Origin of the sequence: Phenylobacterium immobile (ATCC 35973), from assembly GCF_001375595.1 — a bacterium.
Taxonomy (GTDB): Bacteria; Pseudomonadota; Alphaproteobacteria; order Caulobacterales; family Caulobacteraceae; genus Phenylobacterium; species Phenylobacterium immobile.
This window is the reverse complement of record NZ_CVJQ01000001.1, coordinates 751221-761877: the sequence shown is the minus strand read 5'-3', so window position 1 is coordinate 761877 and position 10657 is coordinate 751221. Positions and strand designations below refer to the sequence as shown.

Sequence of the window (10657 nt, the reverse complement as noted above, 5' to 3'; positions counted from 1 at the left end):
GCCGCGCATGGCCGCCCTATAGCCGAGGTGGATGACGAAATCGAGTCAGCCGCCCGAGGCCTTGCGACGGTCCAGCACGAAGCCGCCGACGCCATGGCCGCCAATGCTGGCCCATTGGCCCTCTTCGGCCTTGTGGACGTATTGCTCGGCGACCAGCCAGGCCTTCACGGGGCGCAGGCACGCCAGACACCCGCCGATCAGGGCGGGAAACACCACAGCCGCCTGCAGCCAGAGCGCCGGCTGCGCCATGACCGCCCAAATCGCCCAGCCGGTGATCACCGCGATGCTGACGCCGCTCATAACGAAGAAGGCCGGGCCGTCCGCCGGATCGGCGAAGCTGAGATCGAGGTCACAGACGTCGCAACGCTCGGCGATGGTCAAAAAGCCCTTGAACACCGAGCCCTCGCCGCAACGCGGGCAACGACAGGCCAGCCCGGCCCTGAGCGTAGATTGGACTTGCGTGGCGGTGGCCATCGGGCGATCTCCATACACAGAAGACTATAAACCATACAATTTTATGATACTGTATGGTTTTACGGAGGATTGCAAGATGGGCCGGCTCGCCGCACCAGCATCCGACGCGTGGCTGGGCGGCGTGAACCCCAGCAGGCGTCCCGTTTACCTCGCCATCGCCGACGCCATGGCCGAGGCCATTCGCCTGGGCGACTTGCAGCCTGGCGATCGGCTCCCAGCTCAGCGCGCTGTCGCCGCCGCCCTGGGCGTCGACCTGACCACGGTCACTCGCGCCTATGACACCGCCCGCGCCCGAGGGCTTCTGGAAAGCAGCGCCGGCCGCGGCGCGTTCGTTCGCGCCCGGGCTAATGAGGACGAAGCCGGTCTCGCCGATCTGTCCATGAACCTCCCGCCGCCGCCCGAGGGCGTTTCGCTCGCTACGATGCTGAGAGAGACGACCGCCGCCGTGCTCCAGCGCAGCGATGCGGCGACCCTCATGGCCTATCACGAGGGCGCGGGGCTCTTCGGCCAGCGGGCGGCGGGCGCCGCCTGGCTCGCGCCGACGCTCGGCGACGTCGCGCCGGAGCGGACGCTGGTCTGCGCCGGGGCGCAAGCGGGGCTCACCGCGGCGCTCTCCGTTCTCTGCAAAGCCGGGGCGACGCTCATCGTCGAGCCCCTCACCTATCCCGGCGTGCTGGCGGCGGCGCGGGCGCTGAACATCCGGCTTGTGGCGTGCGACGTCGATGCTGACGGTCCGACCCCTCACAGCTTGGCACGGCTTCAGCGCGAGATGGGAGCGACCGCGGCCTACCTCATACCGACCATGCAGAACCCGACAGGCGCGGTCATGCCGACGGAGCGGCGGCGCGAGATCGCCCGCCATTGCGCCGCTGCGGGCCTGTGGCTGATCGAGGACGATCCCTATAGTCGCCTGTTGGCCGCGCCGCCGCCGGCCATCGCCAGCTTCGCCCCCGACCAAACCTTCTATTTGGCGACCCTGTCCAAGTGCCTCTCTCCCGGTCTGCGCACCGCCTATCTCGCCTGTCCGCCTGATCACGCCCCTGTCGTGGCCCGCGCCCTGCGGGCCGTAACCTTGATGCCAGCGCCGCTGATGACCGCTGTCGTCACCGCCTGGATGCGCGAAGGTCAGGCCGAGACCCTTCTAGAGGGCGTCCGCCGCGAGGTCGCCGTGCGCCGGGCGATCGCCAAGCGGGTTTTGCCCGCGGCGCTGGGCTCGTCTGAAAACCTGCACCTGTGGCTGCCGCTGCCGCAAAGCTGGAGCGCCGAGCGACTGCGTCTGGCCGGCCTTGAACGCGGCTTGGCCCTGGTCGCCGCCGACGCCTTCGCCTCGCGTCCGGATGTAGCGAACGGGGTGCGGATCTCGCTGGGAGGCCCTGGCCGCAGGCAGGATTTGGAGCGCGCGCTGACCGCGGTCGGCGCGATGCTCAGTGAGACCCCGCGGTCCCGCCTGGTGGTCTAGCTGTCGTTTCCAAGAAGGTTGTTCACCCTTGTCCAGGGTGAGAGTCCGCCGATGCCGGCGTGAGGTCGGCTGAGGTTGTAGGCGTCGATCCAGGGTCCGATGGCTTGGGCGCGTTCAGCCGATGAGCTGTAGGGCTTGGCGTAGGCCCACTCCCTGAGGCTGGTCTGGATGAAGCGCTCGGCCTTGCCGTTGGTCCTGGGCGTGTACGGCCGGGTGCGGACGTGGCGGGCGCCGGCGGCCTGCAGGGCGTTGGCGAAGAGCTTGGAACGGTAGGCCGAGCCGTTGTCGGTCATCACCCGCTCGACGCGGACGCCGCAACGGCCGAGCCAGGCCAGGGCGCGTTCGAGGAAGCCGGTGGTGTCGAGTTGGCCTTCCGAAGACAGGATCTCGGTGTAGGCCAGGCGCGAAGCGTCATCGACGCAGACGTGCAGGAAGTCCCAGCCAGCGCGGCGCGAGCGGCCGAGCTGGCGGTCGCCGGTGACGCGGTGGCCGGCGACGTCGAAGCGGCCGAGCTTCTTGATATCCAGATGGATCATCGCGCCCGGTCGGCTGTGCTCGTAGCGGATCACCGGCGGCTTCGGATCGAGCGCGGCCAGCTTGCCCAGCCCCTGCCGGCGCAGGATAGCCCCCACCGTCGAGCGGGCCATGCCCAGCGTCCGGGCGATCGCCGGACCGGTCATCCGCTGACGCCGCAGTTGCTCGATCTCAGCCACACGAGCCGCAGCCACCTTGCGCGGACATCGTCGCGGCGCCGAGCTGCGGTCGTGATGCCTTCGCTCGCCGCCGCGACGATGCCGGGCGATCCATTTGCGCGCTGTCCGCAGCGACACCCCTGCCGCCTCCGCCGCCGCCTTCGCCGTCCAGCCTTGCGACACGCGCCGCGCCAGCAGCGCTCGACCCCCAGGCGTCAGACGGGCATTCTGGTGGACGTTCATCCGGGACCTTCCGGGTTAGGAGTTGGAGCTTTGCAACCCCAGCCTCTCAGCCCTGTCCCGGGTGAACAACCTTCATAGCTTCGACATCTAGCGCCTATCGCAGCCGCTGAATCAGGTTCGCCGTCGACGCGTCGTGCGCCCCCTCGCCGCCCTCGAGGTCCTTCAGCACCTCGCCGGCCAGCGCCTTACCCAGCTCGACACCCCATTGGTCGAAGCTGTTGATCCGCCAGAGCACGCCTTCGACAAAGGTCTTGTGCTCATAGAGCGCGACGAGGGCGCCGAGCGTCTGCGGCGTCAGCCGATCCATCAGGATGAAGCTGGAGGGTCGCCCGCCCGGGAAGACGCGGTGCGGTTCGTCGGCGGTCGGCCGGCCGATCATCAGCGCCTCGGCCTGGGCGATCACGTTGGCCAGCAGCTTCCGCTGCGCCGCCGGATCGCCCTCCGAAGCCTGCCGCACGGCGACGAAATCCACTGGGACCACATCCGTGCCCTGGTGCAGCAGCTGGAAGAAGGCGTGTTGGCCGTTGGTGCCGGCGTCGCCGAAGACGCTCGCGGCCGTAGCACGGCGCACAGGCCGGCCTTCGACGTCCACCCGCTTGCCGTTGGACTCCATCTCAAGCTGCTGGAGAAAGGCTGGAAACAGCCGCAGCCGCTGGGCGTAGGGCACGACCGCGCGGATCGGCCGGCCCATGGCGTTGCGGTTAAAGATATGGGCGAGCGCCAACAGCACCGGCGCGTTCCGATGCATGGGCGCGCTGTTAAAGTGGGCGTCCATCTCGGCGGCGCCCGCCAGCATGCCCTCGAAGGCCTCGAAGCCGAGGGCCGCCGCGCAGGACAGGCCCACCGCCGACCAGATCGAATAGCGACCGCCGACCCAATCCCAAAAGGCGAACACACGGTCGGCAGGCACGCCGAAGGCCTCCGCCCGCGCTGGCGCCGCCGACACCGCCGCCAGGTGCAGGTTCGCGGCCTCCTCGCCCAGGCCGCCGCGCAGCCAGGCGCGCGCGGTCTCGGCGTTGGCCAGGGTTTCCTGGGTCGTGAAGGTCTTTGAGACGACAACCACCAGGGTTTCCGCCGGATCGAGCCCAGTCAGCGCCTGGGCCAGCTCCGCCGGATCGACATTTGCCGCGAACCGCAGGTCGATCTGTGGATCCAGCGGCTTCAGGGCCTCCCAGATGACCCGGGGACCAAGGTCCGAACCGCCGATGCCGATGTGGACGATGGCGCGGAACGACCGCCCGCCCGCGCCGCCGATGGTCCCAGCGCGAACACCGTCGGCGAACGACTTAATACGGGTGCGGGTCGCCTCAACGTCGGCGGACACCGGGACGCCGGCTGCGGAGAAATCGGCCCCGGCTGGCGCACGCAGGGCGGCGTGCAAGACGGCGCGACCCTCGGTCTGGTTGAACAGTTCGCCAGCCAGCACCCGGGTGCGGGCGTCGGCGACGCCGGAGGCTTCCGCCAGGCAGAGCGCGAGGTCGAAGTCGGCCAGGGACCAGGGTTGCTTGGACAGATCGAGGTAGAGCCCGGCGGCCTCCAGGGTCAGTCGCTCCAGCCGACCCGGATCGTCAAACAGCCCGGCGATCGAGCGGCCCTCCGCCGCGCGGCCGGCCTCTTCAAGCGCCGTCCAGATCGTTTCCGCGTCCGCCATCGCTACCCCGCATACTTGACCGAGCAGCCGTAGGGCCGCGTCGCCGGCTGCGCCACCGCTCGACCCGCCTTGAGGTCGGAAAGCGCCGCCGTCACATAATTCTTCGCGCCCTTAAGCGTCGACGGATCGGCGCTCGGCTTGTCGTCGATGCCGCCCCTGTAGACGAGCTTGCCTGACTTATCGATGACGTACAGGTGCGGCGTTGTCCGCGCGTCATAGGCCTTGCCGACCACACCCAGCGGATCGAGCAGCACGGCGCTTGACGCAGCCGCCGACGAGGTCTTCCAAGCCCTGGCCGCGGCCCCGGACTTGAACCCCTGCTGGCCGGGCGCGGAGGAGATCAGGGTGAGCCAGACAGCCCCGTCCTTCACGGCCTGCCTCTGCACGCTCTGCATGTTCCCGGAATTGTAGTGCTTCTGCACATAGGGGCAGCCCGCGTTGGTCCACTCCAGGACCACCGTCTTGCCGACGAACTCCGCCAAGGTGCGGGTCGCGCCGTCGGCGTCGGCGACACGAAAGGCCGGCGCAGGCTGGCCCAAGGTCGGGGCGGCGGACGCCGGCGCAGCAACGATCACCGCGATCACGGCGAAGGAAGCGGTCAGCGTACGGAACATCGCCTTCTCCGTGATTTGCAGACTAACCGGCCTTGGCGGCCTCGATGGCCCGCACGACGATCCCTTCGGTCAGGAGCGAGGGCAGGATGACGGGGGCGCCGCCCTTGGCGCCATAGACGAGATAGAGGGGCACGCCAGCTCGACCGTAACTGGCCAACTCCGCGGCGATTTCCGGATCACGTTTGGTCCAGTCGGCCTTCAGATAGGCGCCGTTGGCCCGGGCGAGCGCGTCGGCGACCCCGCGGGTCGAGAGCGCAACGCGATCGTTGACCTGGCAGGAGACGCACCAGGCGGCGGTGTAGTTCACCAGCACCGGGCGACCCTGGGCGCGCAACTCGGCGAGCTTTGCGGGGCTGTAGCTGTCCGAGGTGAGCTCAGTGGCGGCCGAACTCTCGGCATCTGCTGCGCGCACGGTCACGGCGGCGCTGAAGGCCAGGACCGCGAGACCGGCGGCGATGACGCCGGGTACGAGTGCGTGTCCGCCCAGGGAGCGACGGCGTTGCGCGAGGCCGGTGAGCCACGCGGCCAGCGCCAGGATGACGGCGGCCGCCAGGAAACGGGCTAGCCCCGCCTCGCCCGCCTGGATCGCCAACACCCACAAAAGCCACGCCGCCGCGCCATACATCGGGAAGGCCAGCGCCTTGCGGAAGGTCTCCATCCAGGCGCCCGGCCGCGGCAGGCGGCTGAGCAGCGCCGGCGCGAAGGCGACGGCGACGAACGGCGCCGCAAAGCCGATCGCCAGGGCGGTGAAGACGACCAGCGCCGCGGCCGGCGGCTGGGTCAGGGCCCAACCCATGGCCGGACCCATGAATGGCGCCGTGCAGGGCGCGGCCACCACCACGGCCAGCACGCCCGTGAAGAACCCACCGGCCAGCCCACCGCGCGCGGCCAGGCCCGAGCCTGCGCCCTGCAAAGACGTCCCGACCTCGAACACCCCAGAGAGGTTAAGGCCGACCAGCAGCATCAGCAGTGAGAGGGCGCCGACCACCTGCGGATCCTGCAGTTGGAAACCCCAACCCACCGCCGAGCCCGCGGCACGCAGCGCGATCAGCCCGCCCGCCAAGGCCAGGAAGGTGATGATGACGCCCGCGCCAAACGCCAGGCCCTGACGCCGGGCTTCCGCGCCGGCGGCGGCGTGGCCGGCGAGAGACGCCGCCTTCATCGCCAGGATCGGAAAGACGCAGGGCATGAGGTTCAGGATCAGCCCGCCCAGCAGCGCGAACACCGCCGCGCTCGCCAGGCCAAGGCCCCCCGATCCGCCGCCGCCACGCGCCGGCGGCGGGCCCAGGCCAGCGGCGCCGACCGGCGGCGCGCCGCGCACCGCGTGGATCTCATAGGCGCGATCCTTGAGGGCCAGGACGCCGTCCAGCGCGTGTGGCGGGGTCGGGCTCTGGAAGTCGTAGCCAGGGACCAGGGTGAGGGTCAGGCCGTTCGCTCCACGCTCTATCGCCTGCGGCTTGGCGTGGTCGATCACCGTCGATGCGAAGGGATAGAAATAGGCGTCGGCCATGTCGGCGCCGGCGAGGGGCGCGCCAGCGATGGCCAGCTTCACGCCGCCCCCCCGGGCCTCGAAGGCCGCTGTCAGGGCGGCGGGTTTGGGCGCCGCAGCCACTGTTTGCGCGATCGCCGCGCCAAACTGCGGATCAGGGGCTGCGGCCGCAGCCACCACAGGCAGCGTCAGCTTAAGGGTCGCATCCTCCGGCACGCAGATATCGGCGCAGACCAGGAAGGCCGCCTTGGCCTCAAGGGTGACGCTCTGGCCGGGGCCGGCGTGGCGCGGCGCGGTCAGCGCTACGGGCAGCAGGACTTCGCCGGTATAGCCATAGTTCATCAACGGGCCGGTGGGCTGGCGATGAGGCGTCGGCCAGATGATCTCGCCGGCCTTCCAGCCCGCCGGCAAGGTCCAGACCAGGCGCGTGGCTTCGCCCGAATCGCCGGAATTACGCCAATAGGTGTGCCAGCCGCGATCGATCTTCTGGCGCAGGGCGACGTGGATCGTCGCGCCCGGCGCGATTCCCTGGGCCTGCGAGACCAACTCAGCTTCCAGATGACCGGTATCGACCGGCCCGGCCTGAGCGCCCGGCGCGTACGCCAGGCACAGCATCGCCGCCATCGCCGCCCAGATACGCATCACTGTCCTGCAGGCCTGTTCATAGGTCGCTATATCAGCATGCCGACCCGCGGGCGCAAACCATGCTCGACGCCGTGGGCGCCCCAGCCCATGATCGCGGAATCGCGACATCGCGCCTGGAGCCCCTCTTGCCCGCAGCTTTCGACGACATTCAGATCGGCCAGGTGGTGTCGCTTGGCGCCCAGGCCGTGGACGCCAACGCCCTGGACCTCTTCATCAAGGCCTTCACTCCCGGCTGGACCGCCGACCGCGGCGCGCCCGACGCCATGGTCTATGCGATCTGGGCCAAGCTCGACGCTGTGGCCCACACCGACTGGCCGCAGAACAAGCGCCTGGGCGTCGACGCGCTGCGTTGGGTGCGCAACCCGCCCCTGGGCGAGTTGCTGCGTGCGCGGATGACCGTGATGGCCAAGGATCCGGTGGGCGAAGGCAAGGGCATTGTCATCGCCCAGCACGATTTGCTCGACGAGGCGGGCCGCCTCGTCTTCTCGTGCCTGACGCGAAGCATCTTCGCCCGCTAGATATCAGGCGGGCGGCGAAGCGATGCTGCGGCTGAGGGCTAGCGAGATCAGGCGATCCCAGCCGTTCAGCGAGCACATGTGGGCGTAGATCTGTCCCAGGGCGCCGTTGTCCCGCAACTCGGCCAGCTTGTCGTGCGGCAGGGCGTTCAGCTTGTCTTCCGAGATGCCATAGTATTCGGCGATCTGCTGCGACGCGGCGGCGGTGCCGTCCGGGTTCATTGGCGTGTAGTTGGCGACCTTGGTCTCGAACAGATCCAGATCCTTCAGAAGCTGGACGAAGCCCATGGTGCGCTGGCGCTCGACTTCGAAGTCGTTGCAGAAGCTGATGCAGCGCTCGGTATAGGCGCTGGGCTTGCCGTCCGGCAGGAAGAAGGGCTCGTCGGCCTGGGCCTTGTCGACGATGAAGTCCGCGGCGCGATCAATGCACAGCACCATCTGGCCAGCGTCCTCGTCGGTCGCGAACACGAAGGGATAACGGCGGATATAGGCGGGAATGTAGGCGCCCGGCTCGATGATGCCGTCTTCGCGCACGAACAGGTTCTCGCCGGCCGCCAGACCCATGACCGCCAGCGGCAGCTTGTCGTCGCCGACGAAGATCACCGGGCCCGTCAGCGAAGCCAGCGGGAATTCGCCCACCGTCAGCGGCACGGCGTGGCCGACCTTGGCGAAGCTGAAGGGCGAGTTCGAGCTCTTGACCCCTAGATCCTTGTGCATCTCGGGGCTCAACGGCTCCGGCTGCGAATAGAACAGCACATTGCCGTTGATCTGACCGGGGTTGATCGAAGTCGGGGTGACGGACATCGGAAGCCTTCGAGCTTGCGGGAAAGGCGGGCCTTCTAGCTGATCGCCGCTCCGGCGGCAAACGCAGGCCCTTCGGAGAGGTTGAGGCCGGACGGGTCAGGCCGGACGCGGCTGGGCGAGGGCGCCGTAGAGGTCCGGCCGGCGGTCACGGAAGAAGCCCCAGGCCGCGCGATGGGTCTGCAGGAAATCAAGGTCGACGGTCGTCGAAATCACGCCTTCGTCCTCGCGCCCGAAGGCGGCGACCAGGTCGCCGCGATGATCGCTGATGAAGCTGGAGCCATAGAACAGCTGGCCGCCGTTCGGATAGCCGTCCCAGGCCTCAAAACCCGTACGGTTGGCGCCCACCACGGGAATGACGTTGGAGACCGCATGGCCCTGCATAGCGCGCCGCCAAGGCGCGGCTGTGTCCAAGGTCGCATCGTGCGGCTCCGAGCCGATCGCGGTCGGGTAGAGCAGGGCCTCGGCGCCCATCAACGCCATGGCGCGGGCGGCTTCCGGATACCACTGATCCCAGCAGACGCCGACCCCGACGCGGCCGAATCGGGTGTCCCAGACCCGGAAGCCGGTGTCGCCGGGGCGGAAGTAGTACTTCTCCATATAGCCCGGGCCGTCGGGGATATGGCTCTTGCGGTAGACCCCGAGGAGCGATCCGTCCGCATCAGCCATAACCAGGCTGTTGAAGTAGTGCGGTCCCTCGCGCTCGAAGATCGAAATGGGGATGGCCACGCCCAGTTCGCCCGCCAGCGGGGCGAGCGCCCTGACAGCCGGATGTTCACGCCAAGGGAAGGCGGTGGCGAACCACCGCTCCTCCTGGGCGACGCAGAAATAGGGGCCCTGGAACAGCTCGGGGGGCAAGATCACCTGGGCGCCCGCGGCGGCCGCTTCGCGAATTAGGTCGGCGGTCTTGGCGATGTTGGCCGCCATGTCGTCGCCATAGGACGCCTGGATCGCAGCCAGGGTCAGGGTCCGGGCCATCAGGCGGGCTCCTGCTGTGTGATGCAGTGGAAAGAGCCGCCGCCCGACAGGATGGCGTTCGACGACAGGCCGATCACCTGGCGGTCAGGGAACAGGGCTTCCAGCGCCTTAAGGGCGAAGTTTCCGGCGGCCTTGTCCGTGTACAGCGGGCAGACGACGGCGCGGTTGGCGATCAGGAAGTTCATGTGGCTAGCCGGCGCGGCCCGGCGGTCATCGCCCTCAACCCAGCCTGGTGACGGAATGCGCATGACCTTCAGCGCGCGTCCGGCGGCGTCGGTCATTTCGGACAGGCGTCGCGCGGCGTCGTCATAGACCTCCACATTGGGATCGCCCTTGCCCCAGCCTATCGGCGCGGCGACGAGGCCGGGCGCGACGAAGCGCGCCAGGTTGTCGACATGGCCGTCGGTGTGATCGTTCATCAGACCCTCGCCCAGCCAGAGCACCTTCTTCGCGCCCAGGCTCTCAGCGAGCGCAGTCTCAGCGTCCTGCGGCGTCCACCCGGCGTTGCGGTTGCGGTTCAGCACGCACTGGCCGGTAGTAAGGACCGTCCCTTCCCCGTCGTGGTCGACGGCCCCGCCTTCGAGGATGAAGTCATGGCGGCGCAGCAGCACGCCGGCTGCGTCGGCGATCTGGCTGGCCACCTCATCGTCGTGCTCAAGCTCGTACTTGCCACCCCAGCCGTTGAAGGTGAAGCCCATGGCCGCGGGCTGATCCCCGTGCAGCGCGAAGATCGGCCCGGTGTCGCGCAGCCAGATGTCGCCGAACCGGCCCGGCATGATCTGGATGTTGGCCACCTCGCTCAGCAGCCGCCGCGCCGCGGCCTCGCCCTCGACGGAGCCGGTCATCAGCCGCACCTGTTCGCCGCCAGGCCCGGCCAAGGCGCGCGCCAGAGCAGCGACCTCAGCCTGGGCGGGCTCAAGGTTGTCTTGCCAAAGCTCGCCGTGGCTTGGGAAGCCCAGCCACATCGCCTTGTGAGGCGCCCACTCGGCGGGAACAATGATGCTCATGGGTCCTCCAGACGACGGGCGCAGATGGCCCCGGCCACCCGGTGCGTCAAGCCTCGCGCCGGGCGCCGCACATGCGAAGGGCGGCCTGC

General features: G+C 69.1%; 10 protein-coding genes. 2 read left to right on the top strand and 8 right to left on the bottom strand.

The genetic code is table 11. The features are described 5' to 3' along the window. Positions 1-45 precede the first annotated feature (45 nt). Entirely contained in the window at positions 46-474 is a 429-nt protein-coding gene (locus BN1313_RS03845; RefSeq protein ID WP_091736761.1) for a DUF983 domain-containing protein, read from the bottom strand. Positions 475-550: 76 nt separating this feature from the next. On the opposite strand from BN1313_RS03845, the gene BN1313_RS03840 reads away from it, so the two are divergent. Then, the gene (locus BN1313_RS03840) at positions 551-1933 is read left to right on the top strand and encodes an aminotransferase-like domain-containing protein (protein WP_091736752.1); all 1383 of its coding nucleotides are present in this window, start codon (positions 551-553) and stop codon (positions 1931-1933) included. Here BN1313_RS03840 and BN1313_RS03835 read toward each other — a convergent pair. From BN1313_RS03835 to BN1313_RS03820, 4 genes are all read right to left on the bottom strand, one after another. Beyond that, positions 1930-2868, bottom strand: coding sequence for an IS481 family transposase (locus BN1313_RS03835; protein WP_091736751.1), 939 nt, complete (start codon positions 2866-2868; stop codon positions 1930-1932). The two genes, BN1313_RS03840 and BN1313_RS03835, sit on opposite strands and share 4 nt — an antisense overlap. A gap of 94 nt (positions 2869-2962) precedes the next feature. Beyond that, the gene (gene pgi, locus BN1313_RS03830) at positions 2963-4519 is read right to left on the bottom strand and encodes a glucose-6-phosphate isomerase (RefSeq protein WP_091736750.1); all 1557 of its coding nucleotides are present in this window, start codon (positions 4517-4519) and stop codon (positions 2963-2965) included. Positions 4520-4521: 2 nt separating this feature from the next. After that, positions 4522-5133, bottom strand: coding sequence for a redoxin family protein (locus BN1313_RS03825; RefSeq protein ID WP_091736749.1), 612 nt, complete (start codon positions 5131-5133; stop codon positions 4522-4524). Between the two features lie 22 nt (positions 5134-5155). Then, positions 5156-7264 carry a protein-disulfide reductase DsbD family protein gene (locus BN1313_RS03820; RefSeq protein ID WP_091736748.1) on the bottom strand — a complete coding sequence of 703 codons (2109 nt, stop codon included), beginning with the start codon at positions 7262-7264 and terminating at the stop codon, positions 5156-5158. Between the two features lie 128 nt (positions 7265-7392). On the opposite strand from BN1313_RS03820, the gene BN1313_RS03815 reads away from it, so the two are divergent. Continuing rightward, a complete protein-coding gene (locus BN1313_RS03815; protein ID WP_091742258.1) occupies positions 7393-7785 on the top strand; it encodes an acyl dehydratase in 393 nt (130 codons plus the stop codon). Positions 7786-7788: 3 nt separating this feature from the next. Here BN1313_RS03815 and BN1313_RS03810 read toward each other — a convergent pair whose 3' ends face one another. The 3 genes from BN1313_RS03810 to BN1313_RS03800 form a co-directional block, all read right to left on the bottom strand. After that, positions 7789-8586: a SapC family protein gene (locus BN1313_RS03810; RefSeq protein WP_091736745.1), complete on the bottom strand. Its 798-nt coding sequence runs from the start codon at positions 8584-8586 to the stop codon at positions 7789-7791. Positions 8587-8682: 96 nt separating this feature from the next. Beyond that, positions 8683-9561 (bottom strand): N-carbamoylputrescine amidase, encoded by an 879-nt coding sequence (aguB, locus tag BN1313_RS03805; RefSeq protein ID WP_091736742.1) that lies wholly within the window; start codon positions 9559-9561, stop codon positions 8683-8685. Then, positions 9561-10568 carry an agmatine deiminase family protein gene (locus BN1313_RS03800; RefSeq protein WP_091736740.1) on the bottom strand — a complete coding sequence of 336 codons (1008 nt, stop codon included), beginning with the start codon at positions 10566-10568 and terminating at the stop codon, positions 9561-9563. Before BN1313_RS03800 ends, aguB begins: the two co-directional genes overlap by 1 nt. Positions 10569-10657: the final 89 nt, after the last annotated feature.

What these genes read in the sequence shown, in the direction of transcription:
- BN1313_RS03810 (WP_091736745.1), bottom strand. Translation starts at nt 8,586, where the DNA reads ATGTCCGTCACCCCGACTTCGATCAACCCCGGTCAGATCAACGGCAAT.
- BN1313_RS03845 (WP_091736761.1), bottom strand. Translation starts at nt 474, where the DNA reads ATGGCCACCGCCACGCAAGTCCAATCTACGCTCAGGGCCGGGCTGGCC.
- BN1313_RS03835 (WP_091736751.1), bottom strand. Translation starts at nt 2,868, where the DNA reads ATGAACGTCCACCAGAATGCCCGTCTGACGCCTGGGGGTCGAGCGCTG.
- BN1313_RS03825 (WP_091736749.1), bottom strand. Translation starts at nt 5,133, where the DNA reads ATGTTCCGTACGCTGACCGCTTCCTTCGCCGTGATCGCGGTGATCGTT.
- BN1313_RS03820 (WP_091736748.1), bottom strand. Translation starts at nt 7,264, where the DNA reads ATGCGTATCTGGGCGGCGATGGCGGCGATGCTGTGCCTGGCGTACGCG.
- BN1313_RS03800 (WP_091736740.1), bottom strand. Translation starts at nt 10,568, where the DNA reads ATGAGCATCATTGTTCCCGCCGAGTGGGCGCCTCACAAGGCGATGTGG.
- aguB (WP_091736742.1), bottom strand. Translation starts at nt 9,561, where the DNA reads ATGGCCCGGACCCTGACCCTGGCTGCGATCCAGGCGTCCTATGGCGAC.
- pgi (WP_091736750.1), bottom strand. Translation starts at nt 4,519, where the DNA reads ATGGCGGACGCGGAAACGATCTGGACGGCGCTTGAAGAGGCCGGCCGC.
- BN1313_RS03840 (WP_091736752.1), top strand. Translation starts at nt 551, where the DNA reads ATGGGCCGGCTCGCCGCACCAGCATCCGACGCGTGGCTGGGCGGCGTG.